Raw genomic sequence first — 18,939 nt, forward strand, 5'->3', positions numbered from 1 at the left:
TGTTAGCCAGCATGCACTAACATAGTAAGTGAACAAATTGTAAGTAACTTGTAGGAAAGCAACGAGGGGGCCTTGTGATGGATCGTGAACTTTATAATTGTGCTGCAGGATGCCCGGTTCAAAATACGGTTGATCTGATTTCGGGAAAATGGAAAAGCGTCATTCTTTATCATCTCTTTAAGGGGGATGCCACTCGCTTCAGCACGCTGGACAAGGCCATTCCTTCCGTGACCCAGCGCATGTTGGCGTTACAGTTGGCGCAACTTGAAGCTGACGGGATTATCGACAAGAAAGTCGGCGATGAAGATGGCCGCGCCACGGAATATGGCTTAACCAAGTTGGGCCAAACGTTGGCGCCGGTGATCGATGCCATGGCAGCCTGGGGTAAGTTTTATCAGACGCAGCAGGCTGCGCTGGCATGAACGGCGCCGACATATTTTCTTTTGTTCTTCAACCGGTCAAGAAAAAAGGCATCGTCGAAAAAATTCGGCGATGCCTTTTTGCATCTTTTGAATTAAAGATAAGCCTGATAAAACAAAACAACCGCAAGCCCGATCGCGAAGATCCCAACCGCCGTTTTGATCACGTGCGACGGAATCAGGCGGACAATCATCGGACCGAGAAAGCCGCCTGCGAACAAGCCGATGCAGACCGGAATTAGAACCCACCAGGCAATCGGCATCGAGAAGATGAACATGATTGACGTGACCGTGTTGTTCACAAGCGATGCAAGGTTGCGCATGGCGTTGTAAGTTGCATACGGACCTGCGACGATGCGCGACAGTACCGCGATCATTAACAGTCCGGCACCGGCGCCAAAATAACCGATATATAACCCGACGAGCATAATCAGCGCATAACCAAACCCTTGCGCAAGTTTGCGATGGGTAGCCTGATCGGGATCTTTTTTCGGTGTCAGAATCATGACCCCGGCCAGGAAAATAATAAACGGAACGACTCTTTTGAAGCTGGCATTGGAACTGTGGATTAAGATAAGCGCCCCTAAGACGCCACCAAGAGCATTAAGTAATGTGATGAGTAGTGCCTGGTGCCAGTGGCCTTTTAATTCCCGCCGTGATGAAAGCACTGATGAAGAACCGCTAAACAAAAGACCGATCGTGTTGGTTGCATTGGCCGTGATCGGCGGAATGCCGACTGACAGTAGCATCGGGTAAAGCGTGAGCGCCGCCATTCCTACCGTACCATTGAGGATACCGGCAATCAGGCTCATACCGAGTAAATACAAAATTGTTTCGAGCGTCATAAGCTCGCCTCATTTGATTTATTTTTTGGGGTAAATCTGTTTTCTTTCATTATTTTACACCCAATAATGTCTTACCAAGCTTAGCATTTGCGGATACTGTTGTCGCTTTTAAGCGCTTCCAACATGCGGACCGATCGGGTTGCTTTTGGGAGTGAAAACAGTTATTTATCGGCAAATGTCAGGAGCCTTGTCAATGGTATGGCTGAAAATAATTTGCTATACTCAAGAAAAAATTCAGGTGGTACTGGAGGTGGCGGGATGAAAAAACTTGAAATTGCCCATTTGGATAAGGCCTTTGATCAGCAGGTTTTATTCAAAGACGCCAATTATACGTTTCAACAAGGTAAGATCTATGGCTTGCTGGGGCGCAATGGTTCTGGTAAGTCGACGTTGTTTAACATGATTGTCCGAAACCTGCCGATCGATAGCGGCACGATTGCGGTTGATTCGGATGATGGTCAAGGGCTGATCACAAATTACTCGGATACGGCAGTCGGTATGGTTTACACTCAGCCACATTTGCCGGCATTCATGACCGGCGTTGAATTCGTTGACTATTTTATCGCGATTAACCGCGAACGGCTGGACCGGATGCATACGACGGTCAAAGCGGCGGATTTTTTTGATATGGCCGGTCTGGGTCAGGCGGATGCCAATAAGTTGTTGCGCGACTATTCGGAGGGGATGCGCAATAAGCTGCAGATTGTGGTGTCGTTGATGCTGAAGCCGCCGGTGCTGCTACTCGACGAGCCGCTGACAACCGTCGATGTGGTGGCGGCGCATGAAATGCAGCAAATGATTGTTGCGATGAAGGCAGACTCGGTGGTTGTCTTTTCCACGCACATTATGCAGTTGGCGCAGGCCATCTGTGACGCGGTGGTGCTGTTGCATCAGCAGCAATTAACTGAATTAACGGGGCTGGATATTCACAGTCAGGCATTTGAAGACGCCGTGATTGCGCGGTTAAGTGACGAGGTGCAGGCAGATGCGTGATGCATGGCGATATTACTGGTTTCAAGCGCAAACCGATGCGACCACCGGGGTGAATGGCATCATTTACTTTCTACGGCGGATCCCGGTTGTAGGGAAAAAGATTCCGACTAAGTGGTATCGCACCGGGGCTTTGAAAAGTCTTTTGGCCATTTTGTTAAATTTCATGATGCTGCTGACCAAGCCGGTGATAACCCTCTTGATGATGGGCTTGGCGTTCCTAGTCGGCAATGCTTACAACGATTTCATTCATCCGCTCCCAACCGACTTCACCTCGCGAATCATGGTTGCCGTGGTGGTTTATTCGCTGGGATGCCTCATGCTTCGCGGACTGATTTTTCGGTATGCAGCAATTAATATCAAAACGATTAAGCTTGGCGAGTACTTTTCGCTGGATCGGGTTGCGTTGGTTCGGGGAACTTTGTTGATCAATCAGATCATTGCGGTTGTGATTGGCCCGTTTCTGCCGCTTTTTATTCTGGCACTTATCACCCGTAATCTATGGTTGTTGCTGGTTGGACTGGAAATGGCCATCTTTAGTTGGCGGTGGCAAGCTTTTCTGCCGCGCTTGGCGTGGTCACACCGACAACTGGGCTTAATGGCGCTGATCATTTACTGGGTGAGCTTGTGGGGTGTGGTTGCCGGCGTGATGATAACCGGCCAACTGGCGGCATTTGTTAGCGGCGTTTTCTCACCTTTAGGATTCATGATCGGCTTGTTCGCTTTGCTGGCGATGGCATGGTATATTCACCGATTCGCTGATGATATTCCTTTCCTGATGGCATCTATCCAGCAGGCAACCATGGCTTTGGATAAGGTCGCAGCATCTCGTGATCAGCAGTTTTTGGCAGCTGGTAAGGCGATGCAGAAAAAATTGACGCTGGACACCAACACAACGATCAAGCCAACCAGCCGCTTTGGCAGTAACTATCTGAATGCCTTATTATTTGCCCGTTATCGGCAACAATTATGGAAAAAGCTGCGGACGCGGCTGTTTTGGATTGGCGGCATTGGCATTGCATTTTTAGTACTCATCAAACTTTTCGCTGGACAATCGGTCGGCGATTTGACATCGATTTATGGGGCCTTGTTCTTTCCAATGTACTTGTCATCACTCGGCGCCCCAATCGTTCAACTCTTATTTGTTAACTGCGACTCAGCCATGCTTTACTATCCGTTTTACCGGCAACCGAAAACCATTTTGGCCGGGTTCTTCTACCGATTCTGGCGGATTGTCCGGTACAACGCAGTCACAGGCGGTCTGATTTTTCTGTTTATTTTTGCGCTGCAATTCGTTTCATCGGTACCGGATGCTGTGAACTTTTATTTGGTGTTACTGCTGGAAGTTTGCGGCATGGTGCTGTTCTTTTCTTTTCACGACTTGTTTATCTACTATTTAATCCAGCCGTTTACGGACGACATGTCGGTCGTTTCCCCGCTGTATCGGTTCTTGTACTGGGGGATGTACTGGGTGGCGTGGGTCTTCACCCAAGTGCAATTTTCCGGTTACGCATATGCCATTTTGATTGGCGTGATGACGCTGGTTTATGTGGCAATCGGCACCGCGGTGATTTATCGAGTGGCGCCGAAGACTTTCCGGATTCGGTATTGAGGCTCACTTTGTGATGGCAAATGGTGTTGCGAGCGACTATGACCTTCCAACGAAATCGTGTAAAAAATAATAAAAAGGCCAACCACTTCATTCGGAAAAAGGCGGTTGGCCTTAGTAGTAGACAGTGTTAATCGTTCATACAATTCCAGATTCCTGTTATCACTGCACATTGGAATTTAGAAGAGCACTACGATCTTGAGAAATAGAAGGATTGCAAAGATGAACGCTGCTATCATCACGACTAAAAAAATGAGTGAAGCCGGTCTTTTGATTTTTAGTTTGAAATAATCATAAATCAAATAGCTCAAAAAGCTGATCGGCACAACGGTAGAAGAAAACACGGTGAGGGGCAGAGGCAAACCAGAAAACAATGAATCCAGCGTGAAATATCCGGCGATCCAAAAGCCTAAGAAAGTAAGGATGTGCTTGTAACGGTTTTTAAAGACGTCCATGTTATTCATTTGAATCACCTCGCTTTTTAAAACCTACACGTACCCAATGTTGCGATACGGTTGGATTTATCATAGCTTGACAATTTTAAGAAACACAAGTAGTACCAAAAGGAGACCCAGTACCATAAAAATCAGGAGAATCAGTTTTGCTGGCCGTTTGACTTTTAGTTTGAAATATTCGTAGATCAAATATCCCATAATGAATAACGGGATGATTACCACAACAATTATATTGAGAATTAGTGGTTTATCGGTGAGTTCAAACCCGTTTAAGAGTAAATATCCGGTGTTCCAAAAAATATAAAATCTTAAATAGCGTTTGTAGCGCTTTTGGAATACGTCATCGTTATTCATTTGAATCACCCCGAGAAAGTCGGTGCTTGGCAAAGGCTGTTAGGCAAAAAAACTGATTATATGGCGCTTTGTATCCGGTTACATTATAAAGCCGATATTGTCACTTGGTCAACAATTGGTTTTACGACTTCAACTCCCATCAGTTCAAGAAAATTTACAAGTTTCAAATTAAGAGGTATATGTTGTATACGAGCTGAAGATATCGTTATTTTAAATTCACTCGTTGCGGTCACATTCAAACTGATAGGTGACGTTCCGTTCAATGAAAGACGATACCCTAAATCGGTGACATGTACCACAGGCATCGGTTAAACCGGACTTTTCACTGATTAGATTCCCGCACTTGGCGTATAATGAGCGTAATCTAACAATTTGAGGAGGAAAGATATGAGCGAAGCAGCACATTTCTATGAAACTTTTCAACCGTCGCATTATGATCTCTATTTGGATATTAACCGGGAGACCAAGACCATTAGCGGCAAGACGTCGATTATCGGTGAGGCGAAGCAGCCGAACATTGCGGTTCATCAAAAGTATTTGAAGGTTGAATCCGTTGAGGCGAACAACCAAGCGGTCCCGTTTACAACCGATGATCCGGCCGAGGCAGTGCGGATCACGTTGCCAAAAGCAGGCGATGTGAAGTTGACGATTACCTATACGGCGCCGTTGACGGATACCATGATGGGCATTTACCTGTCTTACTACGAAGTGGACGGGGTCAAGAAGCAAATCATCGGGACCCAGTTTGAAACCACGGCGGCGCGGCAGGCTTTTCCGAGTGTTGACGAACCTGAAGCCAAAGCAACATTTGATTTGGCGATTAAGTTTGATGAACATCCAGGCGAGACGGTCATTAGCAATATGCCGGAAGTGCGTGAAATCAATGGCGTTCATTATTTTGACACCACGGTGCGGATGTCCACCTATCTGATTGCGTTTGCATTTGGCGAGCTGCAAAGTAAGCAGACCACGACGAAGAGCGGCGTTAAAATTGGCGTTTTTGCCACGAAAGCGCACAAGCCTAACGAACTGGATTTTGCGTTAGATATTGCTAAACGCTCGATTGAATTCTATGAAGACTTTTATCAGACGCCTTATCCGCTACCGCACTCTTGGCAGCTGGCATTGCCGGACTTTTCTGCCGGTGCTATGGAAAACTGGGGGCTGGTGACGTATCGGGAAGCGCTGCTGACGATCGATCCGGATAATACATCACTTGAAACGAAGCAGCGGGTTGCCACCGTTATCGCTCACGAGTTGGCACATCAATGGTTTGGCGACCTTGTGACCATGAAGTGGTGGGATGATCTCTGGTTGAACGAAAGCTTCGCCAACATGATGGAATATGTTGCGGTGGACGCGTTGCAACCGGACTGGCACATCTGGGAAGCTTTCCAGACGCTGGAAGTACCGATGGCGTTGCAGCGTGATGCCACTGATGGTGTGCAGTCGGTTCATGTGCAGGTTGAAGATCCGGCTGAAATCGATTCGCTTTTCGACAGCGCCATTGTTTACGCAAAAGGGGCACGGATGCTGGTCATGGTCCGGGCATTGATTGGTGACGATGCTTTGCGTGCCGGCTTGAAAGCTTACTTTGAAGCGCACAAGTTTGGCAATGCCGCGGGTGCAGATTTGTGGGCAGCGTTAGGTCAGGCCTCCCATCTTGACGTTGGTAAAATCATGCAGTCGTGGCTGGAGCAGCCGGGCTATCCGGTTGTGACCGCCGCAGTGGTGGATGGCAAACTGACCTTGTCGCAGCAGCAGTTCTTCATCGGTGCAGGCAAAGACGTCGGCCGCCAATGGCAGATTCCGTTGAACAGTAACTATGCCGTCGCACCGCAGATTTTTGCCGATAAGCAAGTGACATTGGGCGACTATGCACAGTTGCGTCAAGACAGCGGCAAGCCATTCCGGATCAACGTTGGCAATAACTCCCATTTCATCGTGCAATATGATCAAACGCTGTTAACCGATATTCTGGATCACCTTGACCAGCTGAATGCGATTGATCAGCGTCAGATCCTGCAAGATTTGCGGCTGTTGGCAGAAGGACGGCAAAATTCATACGCTAATATTGTGCCGTTGTTGCCGCGTTTTGCCGAAAGTCGCAGTGCGATTGTCATCAATGCCTTGTATCGGGTTGCCAATGATTTGAAGCAGTTTGTGACACCTGACTCCTCAGATGAAGTCCAGCTGAAAGCATTCTTCGATCAGCTCAGCGCAGGCCAATTTAAACGTCTCGGCTGGTTGCCGAAGCCAGGCGAAACCAATGATGATCAATTGACGCGCCCATATGTGCTAAGCATGGCACTTTATGCTAAAAACGCTACGGCCATTGCGCAAGGTCACGACCTTTTCACGGCTAACAAGGATCAATTGCTGCAGTTGCCGGCAGACGTGCGGATGTTTGTGCTCCAAAACGAAGTGAAAAACTTTGGCAGCGCCGCCTTGTTCGATCAGTTGTTGACGGCCTATAAGCAGACCACGGATTCAAGTTATAAGGCAGACATTCTCGCTGCCTTAACCAGCACCCCGAATAAGGCCTTGATCGGGAAAATTATTGATCAGTTCGAAAATGCCGATACAATCAAGCCTCAGGATTTACGCTCATGGTTCCGCGGCGTGTTGAACAACCATGTCGGCGAACAGGCTGCATGGGACTGGATTCGCAAAGAATGGTCATGGCTGGAAAAGACGGTCGGCGGCGACATGGAATTTACCACCTATATCACCGTAATTGCCGGCATCTTCCGAACCGCAAACCGGCTTGACGAATTCAAAGCATTCTTCGAGCCTAAACTACCGACGCCAGGGTTAACTCGTGAAATCACGATGGACACCAGCGTCATCGCCAGCCGGGTTGATTTGATCCAAGCCGAGCAACAGGCAGTTAATGGGGCGGTTGCTAAGGCGGTTAAGTGAAGCTGATTCGCGAATAATGAGTAGAAAATAGCTATAAACAGGCTAGCGTTACAATTCGCGGTTTCAGTATAGAGACAAGCATATTTCCAAGAATTTTTTTGGGGGTGTGCTTGTTTTTTGTTCGCGCAATAGTGACTTGTTAGGGTTTTTAAGATATTAGTGCCAAAGCGGAGCAATCGGAGGCCAGATGGGGCTCAGCTGTGAAATTGGCCTTAAACGGGCGGTTTTCCCGTTTTAGGCCAAGGCCGAGCTTTGAAACCGCGGTTTTTGCGGGTTCAAAGTCGTGCCCTCCGCTCTAGCTTCGCGTCGCCACCCCAGCTGGCCGGAGATTGCGGAGTTTGGCACGGCAAGAAAGCTATTGCCCAAATTTTTCCATTCAGAAACCCGTCCATGGCGAAAAAGCAACTGCCTTTTTAGAAAAATCTAATCCATATCTATACATTTTCACGGGAAATCGGGGCTGCTAAACCGGTACACTGGAGAACAAATTCCTGTTTTTCCAAAGGCGGGATTTGTTTGGAGGGATTTTCGTGGCAGACACTAAGAAACAACTGCGCTGGTATAACGTGGCTTTGATTGCCTTCGTCTCGGTCTGGGGCCTTGGCAATGTGTTTAACAACTATGCACAACAAGGCCTGTCCGTTGTGACCAGCTGGATTCTGATTATGCTGATTTACTTCGTGCCATATGCCTTGATCGTCGGCCAGCTTGGTTCAACCTTTAAGGATCAGGCGGGCGGCGTTAGTTCCTGGATTAAGGAAACCGGCAGCGTGCGGCTGGCTTATTACGCTGCGTGGACCTACTGGGTGGTGCACATTCCGTACCTAGCCCAGAAGCCGCAAGCGATTTTGATTGCGCTCAGCTGGCTTTTCAAAGGCAACGGTAATTTTGTCAACACCGTATCATCGATGACCGTGTCGCTGATCTGTCTGGCACTGTTCTTGCTTTTCTTATGGCTGTCATCGCGCGGACTAACAACCCTGAATCGCATCGGTAGCATGGCCGGCACCGCGATGTTCTTGATGTCGATCCTGTTCATCATCTTGGCGGTCACGGCACCTTTGATGGTCAAAGGGGTTCATGTGGCCACGCCGGACATGGGCGATCTGCACACTTACTTACCGAAGTTTGACTTGAATTACTTCACCACGATTTCCATGCTGGTCTTTGCCGTTGGCGGGGCGGAAAAAATTTCGCCGTACGTTAACAACACCAAACATGCGTCCAAAGAATTTCCGTTGGGCATGCTGGTCCTTGCCGGCATGGTTGCGTTTTGTGCCTTGCTAGGATCTTTTGGCATGGGCATGTTGTTTGACAGTCACCATATTCCGACTGATCTCATGTCTAATGGCCCATACACTGCGTTTGCGATGCTTGGCAACTATTACCACCTGGGGAATATCTTTGTCATTCTCTACGCCATCGCCAATGCGCTTGCTTCAATTTCAGCTTTGGCCTTCTCAATTGATGCACCACTGAAAATCCTGCTGAGTGACGCCGATCCGCATTTTATTCCTAAAAAACTACGGCGGATCAACAAAAAAGGCACGCCGATTAACGGTTACTGGATGACCGGGATTCTGGTCAGCATCCTGATTATTGTTCCGGCGTTGGGTATCGGCAACATGAATGAGTTATACAAATGGCTGCTGAACCTGAACTCCGTCGTGATGCCGCTGCGTTATCTCTGGGTCTTCTTAGCGTATTACCTGCTTAATCGCCATCTTGAGAAGTTCCAAGCAGACTACATGTTAGTGAAAAACAAACACGCGGGCATGCTCATTGGCGGCTGGTGTTTCTTCTTCACCGCTTTCGCCTGCTTACTGGGGATGCTGCCGAAAATCAGCTATCTGAACGATCCCGGCACATGGTGGTTCCAAATGGGCCTCAATGTGATTACGCCGGTGGTGCTCTTGGCATTGGGGCTCGTTTTGCCAATGTTGGCCCGGCGCAACGAGTTAACCACGGAATAAACTGCGATATGAAAAAGGATCTGCTACCGAAGAGGGTGGCAGATCCTTTTTTGACCTAAAGATGATGTTCGCGAATCGCGGTCAACATTTTCTTTTCAGGGTAAAAGTGAATGAGCAGCAGCAAGATGCCGTAAAGCAACAGGGGCAGCCAGACATAATTCAAATCAATCATGCCAAGGGTTGCGGCATTTTGGCTGGTGTTTGGAACATAACCGGTGAGGTCGAACAAGCCAGCGGTGACGAGGCCGCCGATACCCAGCCCGAGGTTGACACCAAAGTCGTTGCTTGAGGCGAAGAAGCCTTCAGCTTGGGCGCCCAGGGTGATGCCATAGCGAATGGTGTCAGCTAACATGATGGAAACCAAGCCGACGATCATTCCTTGACCGATGCTGTTCACTAGAATGCCGAAAAATAGCAGCCACAGCTGGCGCAGGTACACGCCCCCGGCAATCACCAATTGTCCGGCCAAGCCAATCAGCATTCCCAGACGCATGGTGTGCTTGTTCCCATAATGTCCGGCAATGCTAATAATCAGCAAGACGCCGATCAATGATGAAAACGTAAAACTATTGGCCCAGGAAACCAGATTCTGATTGTGCAACGTGTATTTGAAATAGTAAACCGTCGTCTGGTTCTTGATCGCCGTCAGCAGCCAGTACGTGAAAATGACACCTGACAGAATCAGCCACGGCTTGTTGCGCACCGCGATTTTGGCAACTACGCGGAAAGGTTGGTGGGCGATTTTTTTCTGGGTAAAACGCTCACGAATATGCACAAAGGTGTTCAGAATTAATAGTAATGAAATGCCGGCAAACAACGCCATGGTTAAAAGAAAGCCGTGCTGATCATTGCCGCGGCCGAAAAACGCCACTAGCGGTAAGGTGAACACGGCTACAATAATCTGAACGGAACTGCCGAAGAACTGGCGAATGACCCCGAGCAAAGTCAGCTCCTGCTGATTTTGGGTTAACGTCGGCAGAACGGAGGTGATTGGCAGGTTAACTGCGGTGTAGAGGAACCCTAAGATGAGATACGTCGCATACGCCCACAGCAGTTTACCATTAGCCGACCAGTCTGGTGTGACGAAGGTGAGCACCGCAAAAACGGCATAAAGCAGTGCGTACCAAAGGAAGAACGGCCGGCTTTTACCAAAGCGCGAGTGGGTGTGGTCGATCATCAAACCGACCACTGGACTTTCGAAAACATCGGCAACGCGGGCGATCAGGAACAGCAAGGCGACCGCGCCGGCACTCAATCCATAAATGTCCGTGTAGAAATACAGCAGATAAGTTGTCATCACCTGAAAGACCAGATTATCAGCCGCGTCACTCAGACCGTAACTGATGCGTTCAGGCCACTTTGTTTGTTGTGCAGTCGGCTTTTTTTGCATCCGCAAACCTTCTTTCGTGGATAACTGACACGAAACATGTACGACTGCAATCTTCGGGTGTTAGCAGTCGCGCTTAATCATGCTTTTCTCGCAACATGTCACTGATCACGATTTGGTTAACCGTATTCCAAACCATGTGTCCAACGGCTTCGGACAAATGTTCTTCCGCCGGTTGATCCTTGGCAGGCGGCACGATTTTCAGCGCCGGCATCGCCCAAAGATGAGCGCCGGCCCACACGCCAAGTCCCCACATGCTGCCGTAACCCAATTTAAACAACGGGACATAATGCCCGGCAACGGCATAAAGGGCGCCGAGACTTGACGAAAAGCCAAAGTGGACCAGAAGGCTGACCCAAGGAATCTGATGGCCGGAATACGTGTAAGTGGCATGAGTTTCCGCCGGCGTGAGGCCGTGCTGCTGCAGAAATTGTTGCGGCGGGTTGGTGGCATCACGTTCCGGTGTTCGCGGCGGTAAAATATTCTCCCAACCCAACTTGACAAGTCCTGATACTAAGCCCGCAACGGCCCCAACCGCTGCGAGTTTTAAGACAGATGACTGAGTTTGTGTACGCATAAAAGCGACCTCCCTAAGGTAAGTGAGCGTGAGCCGGCTCTTGCGCCGGTGAACGCGTTATGGTAAGCGTATTATGGCAACCACATTAAGATTTGTGACACTTCTATTTTAGAACAGCAGCGCGATTTTGGCATGTGTTGATAAAAGAATTTGTTTTTCTATGCTGATGTGTCGTTATCGTTCTTTTCAATATGCAAGATTAAGCCGTCGAATCGCGATAAGTGTTGCCCGTCGATCAGCGACTAATCAAACAAAAAGAATTTGCGAATATGTTAGCGCAAAAGGTGTCAAGCGATTTTCGACTTTGACAGTAAATTCCATAAAACATGCGTCCGAAAACTGGACGCGAGATGATCCTGATTAGACTTGAATCGCTTGTGAATTCTTGTATGGATATCGTTCGGCGACCAACTGTTTAACCCTTGTACTGTTAATGCCAAGAGAATCAAGGTAATCGCGATAGTTAGCACGGCGCCACGGATGCGTAATTGCCGGGATTTTCTTGGTTCGTTTAGGAGTTGGTGCCGCGGCTGGCGTAAGATCGAATTTAGCTGACATGAACTGTTCTTTTGGCACACAGAAAAGGTCGTACACCTGGTCGTCATCAGTGGTCATATAAAGTCTGCCAGTGAAGCTTTTGATGACTAAGACCTTTGTATGCGGCGGTAAGTAAACCAATTCGCCATTTCGATGTGGCAGATAGCGCTTGTTGTCAAAGCGAACACAGTGTCCGTGGCCGATGCTGCGTTCATTGGCAATGATCAAAATATTGTCAATTTCCTTGGGTGTTAGTTGCTTATCAAACACCGACATGCTACTTTTGATGGTAGATGCGAAGCGGTCATTGTAACGCTTGATAAAGCCGACCAAAAACGATTGGCATCTGCGATTGTGGTGATGTTATGCAACCGCAGTTCACTTGTGAGCCGATCTTGAAAAGTCTCCAGAAGACGTTCTATGCGGCCTTTGGCTTGCGGAATACTGGTGACCGAAAGTTCTGTTCCAAGTGTCTGGCAGGCATAACCGAAACGTGTGAGAGGGTTCTCGGTCGAAGGTGAGCCCTCTTTTTTGTTGCTATTAAACACGGTGCGCCGATCCGTTAGGAATTCTGCTGGAGCGCCATAATCGCGAAGGACTTGGGCAAACACGTGATAATAGCCGCTGAGTGTTTCCTGTTTGGCAAAGTAGCCGCCGACAACGTTCCCGGACTGATCATCAATGGCTGCGTGTAAGGTGGTTTTTTGAGTACCAAACCAATACTCCCATGAAGCATCCATTTGTACCTGTTCACCAGAATAATGTTTCCGAGGACGTTCTGGATGGGCTTTGATGTTTTCAACGACTTCGATGGCTGACAAGGTGGCTTCATCACGTTTGGATAGGAGCTTGGCCTTCTTTTCTTTTTCTTTTAACTCACGCTTGACCCGACGCTTGGTGGCTTTATGGGCTTTGGGTGACAGAATGTGGTGGTGTCTGAATAAGAGCCGAAGTGAGGATTCGGAGATAGCGATTTGTTCGGCAGTGGTTAAGAACTCGTGGAAATGAGCGATGTTGAAACCGGCATACTTGTTGGTGTACAGATGAATGATCCGACGTTCGAGTTGCGCGTTGCGTTTGTTGGCAGGCTCACGGCCGGCATTACCATGGATAAAGCCGTCTTTGCCTTGTTGCTTGTAAAGCTTGATCAGTCGGTAGATGGTTCGTTCGGAGCGCTTGAGCTTAACGGCTGCGCGTTGCACGGAGGTCTTACCATTGACCACTGCTTTGATGACTCGGTAACGTTCTTCTTCTTTCATTGTTAAGACAACCTTCTTCATGTGATTCCTCCTAGATGTATCTTCTAAGAGGTTACAGTTTTTGTGACACTTTGGCTAACTGCTTACTTAAGACAATATCGCTTGCGGTCGACAAATTTGCGAATATGTTAGCGCAAAAGGTTGTTATTAGCCTTACATTTAGTTAGTATATAAGTACTGAAAGGGAGGATACTATGAGGAACCTCATTGAATTTAAGCGATGTTGGCGTCATACGAACGGTCAAGGTATCCACCTGATGTGTTCGGGCAAGTGACTGTTGAACGGATTAGCTTAGTCCGTGGTCATGCGCAAAGCTTCATTTAAAGTTGAACGGATACTATTAGTAGATAGGAGGTGAACCTTGACAAAATCGCCACTCAAGATCGGTATTTTAAACGTCATGCACGATAAAGCCGATACCAAAACTCGGCTGCAACACGTTTTGACGCGCACTGAGATTCCGGTTGAATTGCATTTTTATTACCCCATGACCCATTACGCAGGACGTGATGTGCCAAAAGCGGTCAGTTCGATTTTAGACCCACTGGATATTCACGAAGCGGCGACAATGGATGGGTTCATCATCACGGGCTCGCCGATTGAAACCTTAGAGTTCGATCAAGTGCACTATATTGCCGAGGTGCGGACGCTTTTGAAAACGCTGGGGCAGCATGTACCGAATCAACTCTATCTTTGCTGGGGCGGCATGGTAGCACTGAATTATTTTTTTGGTGTCAGTAAGCTCATTCTTCCTCACAAATTGTTTGGCGTTTACCCGCAAACGATTCTGGAACCGCATTCGCTTCTGCAAGGCTTAAAAGATGGTTTCAAAGCACCACATGCGCGTTATGCCGAGATGGATGTTCGGGATATTCGCCATGACCCGCGATTAACGATCAACGCGACAACGACAAAAGGTAAATTGTTCATGGTGACGGAACCAACCGGCACCCAGACCTTTGTCTTTTCGCATATCGAGTACGATCGGTGGGGACTGGATGCGGAATATCACCGCGAAATCGCCGCGCATCCCGAGATCGATTACGCGCGTGCTAAACACTATTACCATCACAAAAACGATTATGATCATCCGAAGTTTAATTGGAAGAAAACGCAGCGAACGATTTTTGACAATTGGATCCGGCATGTTGCCGACCATCGTAACGAAGATCGTTCAATGACGACACGATAAAGCACGAACCGGCTCCTAACCGCGGCGGTTCACGCTCACATTAACGCGTTCACCGGCGCAGGAGCCTGCATGTAAGGACCTTGGTCGCAATGGCCTGAGCCCGGGCCATTGCGACCAAGGCCACTTACACTCCGGCTCCTGACCGCGGCGGTTCACGCTCACGAATATGGAGGCTTTAATATGGTCACAGCAGCAGATAATATTACAGGTTTGATTGGCAACACCCCGTTACTCAAGTTGAATCGCGTTGTACCTGAAGGCGCAGCTGATGTTTATGTAAAGCTTGAATTCTTCAATCCCGGTGGTTCTGTGAAGGATCGGATCGCGCTGGCAATGATTGAAGATGCTGAATACAAAGGCGTTTTGAAGCCCGGCGGCACGATTGTCGAACCGACTTCCGGTAACACAGGCATTGGTCTTGCTTTGGTTGCGGCAGCGAAGGGTTATCATCTGATCATCACGATGCCAGAGACCATGAGTGTCGAGCGCCGGGCGTTGATGCGCGGCTATGGAGCTGAATTGATTTTGACCCCGGGTACAGACGGCATGCCGGGCGCGATCAAAAAGGCCGAGGCACTCAGCAAAGAAAATGGCTATTTCCTGCCGATGCAATTTCAGAATCCAGCCAACCCCGACGTACACGAACGCACCACCGGACAAGAAATCATCCGGTCATTTGATGGCGGCACGCCGGATGCGTTTGTCGCAGGCGTTGGGACAGGCGGCACGTTAACCGGTGTCGGCCGGGCTTTGCGGAAAATCAATCCAAACGTTCAGATTTACGCTTTGGAAGCAGCCGAGTCACCAATGCTCAAAGAAGGCCATGGCGGCAAGCACAAAATCCAAGGCATTTCGGCCGGCTTCATTCCCGATGTCTTGGATACGAACCTCTATCAAGACATCGTTGAAGTGACAAGCGATCAGGCCATCGACATGGCGCGTCACGTCAGCCATGAAGAAGGCTTCCTGCCAGGCATTTCAGCCGGTGCCAACATCTTCGGCGCCATTGAAATTGCCAAGAAACTCGGCAAAGGCAAGAGCGTCGCCACCGTTGCACCGGATAACGGCGAACGGTATCTGTCGACGGATTTGTTTAAGTTTGATGATTAAGGTCAGTGATGCCGTGCTTAGCTAAACGATGCGTAGATAGTGGCGGTGTGGGTGCCAATCTTTGACACTTAGAAGAGGTCAAAAACGTTCAATCCTTTGATATTAAAGGGGTTGGGCGTTTTTTGTTTTGGGCTGATTTATCGTAAACTTTTGAGACTTTTGGGACTAGCTTCGAAGTCAGTCATCACGCCACTGCGTTAAAAGCGCTATAATAAAACTTGTAAGTCTCCATGGTGCAATGGATAGCATAATGGTCCTCGAAACCACAGATCCGGGTTCGAATCCCGGTGGAGGCATTTGTGTTAACCGGCGAACGCTGACAAAATCGCATAAGGGGTCTTTGATATGCAACCTGTGCTACTAGCCACTGTCCATCACCCAAATATCTCTTTGCCTCAGCTACAACAGGTTGTGGCGAGTGTCAGCAAAATGTTTTCGGCTATTTACGTCACAATCAGTTCTGTCACTAATAATGAGATCGCGCGTTTACTAGACGAAGCGCCAAAATTTCATTGCCGCATTATTGGGCCGCATGGTGCTGCCGATGCCCGCCGAAAAGTACTTGAGTTTGGTTTGCGGGATGTCCATTATGCGGCATCATTTTTTTACTGCGATTTTGATAAGATCGTGGTGGCGGTGGAACGGGCGGAGCCTGCGCTAGAAGCATTTGTGAAACGACTTCAAGTGGTTGACGGGTATCAGATTGTCGGTCGTGATTCAGTGGTGATGCGCAGTTATCCGGCAACTTGGCGCGAAACCGAGGCGATTACCAATAAAGCGGCTTCTGCGGTGTTGGGATTGCCTGATTTGGACATAACGGCTGGCTGCTGTGCTTTTAGCCAAGAAGCGGCTAGGTATCTTTTAGCTAACTCAAAAGGCTTGCTGACAGATACGGAGTGGCCGTTGATTTGTAAAGCAGCGAAACTGCCAATCGTGGGAATAAAAGTTAACTTTTTACCTTATGATCAGGCAGTCAATGCCGGACGAGACGATGATAATTGGCGTGGCTATGCGTCACGGCTGAGGCTTGCTTATCAAGCACTGCAGTCATTGGAGCAAGGTGCAGATAGCCTAAACCGAACTGATCCACCCAAACAAGTTCAGGTCGGCTGGCCATACAATGGTTATTGAGATTTTGACAGTTTTCCACTTTTGATCGGCGAGCATAAAAAACATCCTTTGAGCTTCATTACGCCCAAAGGATGTTTTTTCGTACCACCTATTTCTTTTCCGCCGCCACCAACGCCTGCGCTAGATCATCAATCAAATCCTGCTGATCTTCCAGGCCGATCGCGATGCGGACATGCTGCGGCGTTAAACCGGAACTTGCCCGTTTTTCTTCCGGTAGTTTGAACCATGGTAGTTTGACTAAGCTGGAGACGGTGCCTAGTGAATCGGCGAAGTCAAAGACCTTGGTGCTGTTGACGAATTTCAGTGGATCAATGTTGTCGGCGAGCTTAATGGATAACAGGCCGCTCGCGCCGGTGGTTTCCTGTTGAGCCAGCGCGTGACCCGGATCGCTTGGCAGTCCGGGATAGTAGACGTGGGAAACATCGGGGTGTTGGTTCAAAAATTCAGCTACTGCCTGGGCGTTGGCCGTTTCTCGATCGAGGCGAACGGCGAGGGTTGCGATGCCGCGCGACACTAGGCTACAGTCCACTGGGCTTAAGATGGCGCCGATCGTGTTTTGCAAGAAGGCCAACTTTTCACTGAGCTCAGGATGGGCGGAGACGACCAATCCGGCAATTAGGTCGCCGTGGCCGCCAAGGTATTTGGTCGCGCTGTGTAGCACAATGTCAGCACCCAGATCGAGTGGCCGCTGGTAATATGGGGTCAGGAACGTGTTGTCCACAATCGTGGTGAGGTGATGCGCCTTCGCAAGTGCGCTAATCGCCTTCACGCTGCTGACTTTCAGTAGCGGATTGGAAAAGGTCTCAAAGAAGATGGCCTTGGTTTCAGGGCGGATCGCCGCTTCCACCGCTGCTAAGTCGCGCGTGTCGACCGCAGTGAAGGCCAGACCGTGCTGGGCAAAATATTGGTTGATCAGCCGATCAGTCCCACTGTACAGTGAGTCGCCGATGATGAAGTGGCTACCATTGGGAAAGATGGCCAACACAGTGGCAATGGCGGCGACCCCACTGGAAAAAGCAAAGCCGGCGTCACCATTTTCCAATGTTGCAATTTGTCGTTCTAAATATTCGCGGGTCGGGTTACCACTGCGCGCATAGTCCCAGTGGTTTTCCTGTCCATCAGGGGCAAACCGGAACATGGCGCTTTGATAAAGCGGCGGCACGATAGCACCAGCCTGATCAGTCTGTAGTTGCGGTCCATGAACTAATTTCGTATTGAATTGAGTCATAAAAACCCGACCTCCCTTTGATGAACATGTTGACTATGTATTGCCGCGAATTTCGAGCATTCGCGGCTTGAAAGTTTAAAAGCAGTACTATATAAGTTACTTCGTCGTTAAATCGGCGCCGAAGTATTTTTGCGATAACTTCTTCAGTGTGCCGTCTTTGCGAAGCTCCTTGATACCTTTAGAAAGAGCAGCTTGGAGCTTCGGTGATTTCTTGCTGACCATTCCGGCAATGTCGTCGGGCTTTGCCGCACTGGTTGTGAGCGTTTGGCTCTTTAGACCGGCAGTTGAATTGCTCTTGGCATAAGCATACCAAGCAGCGCTGGAGTTAATGGTGCCATCAGCACGCTTTTCTTTAACCAGGTTTAATGAAACCGTGAAGTCGCCGGACGGTGTAATGGTCGCGCCGTACTTTTTCGCTAAGGCAGCGTTTGGCGTACCGGTACCTTCAACGAATTTCTTGCCTTTAATATCACTCAACTGCTTAATCGAAGTATCGTCGCTGCGAGTGATCAAGGCGTAACGCGAGTACATATACGGTGTCGTGAAGGCATAAACTTTCTTACGTTGCGGCGTTTCGGCAATGTTGTTGAGCACCAGATCGAACTTTTGGCTGCCAAGACCGGCGATCAGGGAATCCCATTGAGTAGGGACAAACTTGGCCTTAACGCCGACTTTTTTGGCTAAGGCCTTGCCGAGCTCAACTTCGAACCCTTGCAGTTTACCGTCTTTGCGATAGGAAAACGGGGCATAGGTTCCTTCAAGGCCGATCGTGAGTTCATTCTTATTAATCAGTTCGGTTTTGACGTCGCTACTTTTAGACGTGCTAGACGATCCGCTGCTGCAGGCCGTCAGGGTAAAGGCAACGAGCGCCATGATTGGCAACAGGAACCACAACTTTTTCTTCAACATCATACTTCTTCCTTCCATAAATAGCGTTGTGCGTTCACCGG

The 18,939-nt window shown here is 48.9% G+C and carries 14 protein-coding genes, 1 tRNA gene and 1 pseudogene; 9 read left to right on the forward strand and 7 right to left on the reverse strand.

What is annotated here, in order from left to right; all coding sequences use genetic code 11:
* The first annotated feature begins 77 nt into the window (after positions 1-77).
* The gene (locus LACZS1_RS02645; RefSeq protein ID WP_070650210.1) at positions 78-422 is read left to right on the forward strand and encodes a winged helix-turn-helix transcriptional regulator; all 345 of its coding nucleotides are present in this window, start codon (positions 78-80) and stop codon (positions 420-422) included.
* A gap of 92 nt (positions 423-514) precedes the next feature.
* On the opposite strand, the gene LACZS1_RS02650 is transcribed toward LACZS1_RS02645, so the two are convergent.
* The gene (locus LACZS1_RS02650; protein ID WP_025013062.1) at positions 515-1,264 is read right to left on the reverse strand and encodes a sulfite exporter TauE/SafE family protein; all 750 of its coding nucleotides are present in this window, start codon (positions 1,262-1,264) and stop codon (positions 515-517) included.
* A gap of 258 nt (positions 1,265-1,522) precedes the next feature.
* Between LACZS1_RS02650 and LACZS1_RS02655 the strand changes: the two genes are divergently transcribed.
* Positions 1,523-2,257 (forward strand): ABC transporter ATP-binding protein, encoded by a 735-nt coding sequence (locus LACZS1_RS02655; protein ID WP_010493047.1) that lies wholly within the window; start codon positions 1,523-1,525, stop codon positions 2,255-2,257.
* On the forward strand, positions 2,250-3,866 hold the full coding sequence (locus LACZS1_RS02660; protein ID WP_070650209.1) for an ABC transporter ATP-binding protein: 1,617 nt from the start codon (positions 2,250-2,252) through the stop codon (positions 3,864-3,866). The genes LACZS1_RS02655 and LACZS1_RS02660 overlap by 8 nt, the downstream gene beginning before the upstream one ends.
* Before the next feature lie 176 nt (positions 3,867-4,042).
* Here the strand turns inward: LACZS1_RS02660 and LACZS1_RS02665 are convergent, their stop codons facing one another.
* A complete protein-coding gene (locus LACZS1_RS02665; RefSeq protein ID WP_070650208.1) occupies positions 4,043-4,327 on the reverse strand; it encodes a hypothetical protein in 285 nt (94 codons plus the stop codon).
* Positions 4,328-5,059: 732 nt separating this feature from the next.
* Between LACZS1_RS02665 and LACZS1_RS02670 the strand changes: the two genes are divergently transcribed.
* Together LACZS1_RS02670 and LACZS1_RS02680 are read left to right on the forward strand one after the other, a co-directional pair.
* Positions 5,060-7,594, forward strand: a complete 2,535-nt coding sequence (locus LACZS1_RS02670) for a M1 family metallopeptidase (protein ID WP_306402895.1) — start codon at positions 5,060-5,062, stop codon at positions 7,592-7,594.
* 530 nt (positions 7,595-8,124) lie between these two features.
* The gene (locus LACZS1_RS02680; protein WP_070650206.1) at positions 8,125-9,567 is read left to right on the forward strand and encodes an amino acid permease; all 1,443 of its coding nucleotides are present in this window, start codon (positions 8,125-8,127) and stop codon (positions 9,565-9,567) included.
* A gap of 55 nt (positions 9,568-9,622) precedes the next feature.
* Here the strand turns inward: LACZS1_RS02680 and LACZS1_RS02685 are convergent, their stop codons facing one another.
* From LACZS1_RS02685 to LACZS1_RS02700, 3 genes and pseudogenes are all read right to left on the reverse strand, one after another.
* Complete coding sequence (locus tag LACZS1_RS02685; protein ID WP_306402896.1) at positions 9,623-10,957, reverse strand: MFS transporter; 1,335 nt, start codon at positions 10,955-10,957, stop codon at positions 9,623-9,625.
* A 73-nt stretch (positions 10,958-11,030) separates the two neighbouring features.
* The gene (locus tag LACZS1_RS02690; RefSeq protein WP_039639621.1) at positions 11,031-11,531 is read right to left on the reverse strand and encodes a DUF1440 domain-containing protein; all 501 of its coding nucleotides are present in this window, start codon (positions 11,529-11,531) and stop codon (positions 11,031-11,033) included.
* A 360-nt stretch (positions 11,532-11,891) separates the two neighbouring features.
* A pseudogene (locus tag LACZS1_RS02700) lies at positions 11,892-13,348 on the reverse strand (ISNCY family transposase).
* Between the two features lie 341 nt (positions 13,349-13,689).
* Between LACZS1_RS02700 and LACZS1_RS02705 the strand changes: the two are divergent.
* The 4 genes from LACZS1_RS02705 (at position 13,690) to LACZS1_RS02720 (ending at position 16,761) form a co-directional block, all read left to right on the forward strand.
* Complete coding sequence (locus LACZS1_RS02705; protein WP_274804285.1) at positions 13,690-14,520, forward strand: homoserine O-succinyltransferase; 831 nt, start codon at positions 13,690-13,692, stop codon at positions 14,518-14,520.
* A 180-nt stretch (positions 14,521-14,700) separates the two neighbouring features.
* Positions 14,701-15,630 (forward strand): cysteine synthase A, encoded by a 930-nt coding sequence (gene cysK / locus LACZS1_RS02710; RefSeq protein ID WP_070650204.1) that lies wholly within the window; start codon positions 14,701-14,703, stop codon positions 15,628-15,630.
* Positions 15,631-15,854: 224 nt separating this feature from the next.
* Positions 15,855-15,926 (forward strand) — tRNA-Arg (locus tag LACZS1_RS02715).
* Positions 15,927-15,975: 49 nt separating this feature from the next.
* Positions 15,976-16,761: a hypothetical protein gene (locus tag LACZS1_RS02720; protein ID WP_070650203.1), complete on the forward strand. Its 786-nt coding sequence runs from the start codon at positions 15,976-15,978 to the stop codon at positions 16,759-16,761.
* A gap of 88 nt (positions 16,762-16,849) precedes the next feature.
* On the opposite strand, the gene LACZS1_RS02725 is transcribed toward LACZS1_RS02720, so the two are convergent.
* Together LACZS1_RS02725 and LACZS1_RS02730 are read right to left on the reverse strand one after the other, a co-directional pair.
* Positions 16,850-17,989 carry a trans-sulfuration enzyme family protein gene (locus LACZS1_RS02725; RefSeq protein WP_070650202.1) on the reverse strand — a complete coding sequence of 380 codons (1,140 nt, stop codon included), beginning with the start codon at positions 17,987-17,989 and terminating at the stop codon, positions 16,850-16,852.
* A gap of 96 nt (positions 17,990-18,085) precedes the next feature.
* Positions 18,086-18,898, reverse strand: a complete 813-nt coding sequence (locus tag LACZS1_RS02730) for a transporter substrate-binding domain-containing protein (protein ID WP_010491090.1) — start codon at positions 18,896-18,898, stop codon at positions 18,086-18,088.
* Positions 18,899-18,939: the final 41 nt, after the last annotated feature.

The organism is Lacticaseibacillus zeae subsp. silagei, from assembly GCF_030770335.1.
Classification (GTDB): Bacteria; Bacillota; Bacilli; order Lactobacillales; family Lactobacillaceae; genus Lacticaseibacillus; species Lacticaseibacillus zeae.

Bases quoted from the DNA above. Each gene is read 5' to 3' on its own strand.
- LACZS1_RS02645 (WP_070650210.1), top strand. From the start codon at position 78: ATGGATCGTGAACTTTATAATTGTGCTGCAGGATGCCCGGTTCAAAAT.
- LACZS1_RS02650 (WP_025013062.1), bottom strand. From the start codon at position 1,264: ATGACGCTCGAAACAATTTTGTATTTACTCGGTATGAGCCTGATTGCC.
- LACZS1_RS02655 (WP_010493047.1), top strand. From the start codon at position 1,523: ATGAAAAAACTTGAAATTGCCCATTTGGATAAGGCCTTTGATCAGCAG.
- LACZS1_RS02660 (WP_070650209.1), top strand. From the start codon at position 2,250: ATGCGTGATGCATGGCGATATTACTGGTTTCAAGCGCAAACCGATGCG.
- LACZS1_RS02665 (WP_070650208.1), bottom strand. From the start codon at position 4,327: ATGAATAACATGGACGTCTTTAAAAACCGTTACAAGCACATCCTTACT.
- LACZS1_RS02670 (WP_306402895.1), top strand. From the start codon at position 5,060: ATGAGCGAAGCAGCACATTTCTATGAAACTTTTCAACCGTCGCATTAT.
- LACZS1_RS02685 (WP_306402896.1), bottom strand. From the start codon at position 10,957: ATGCAAAAAAAGCCGACTGCACAACAAACAAAGTGGCCTGAACGCATC.
- LACZS1_RS02690 (WP_039639621.1), bottom strand. From the start codon at position 11,531: ATGCGTACACAAACTCAGTCATCTGTCTTAAAACTCGCAGCGGTTGGG.
- cysK (WP_070650204.1), top strand. From the start codon at position 14,701: ATGGTCACAGCAGCAGATAATATTACAGGTTTGATTGGCAACACCCCG.
- LACZS1_RS02720 (WP_070650203.1), top strand. From the start codon at position 15,976: ATGCAACCTGTGCTACTAGCCACTGTCCATCACCCAAATATCTCTTTG.
- LACZS1_RS02725 (WP_070650202.1), bottom strand. From the start codon at position 17,989: ATGACTCAATTCAATACGAAATTAGTTCATGGACCGCAACTACAGACT.
- LACZS1_RS02730 (WP_010491090.1), bottom strand. From the start codon at position 18,898: ATGTTGAAGAAAAAGTTGTGGTTCCTGTTGCCAATCATGGCGCTCGTT.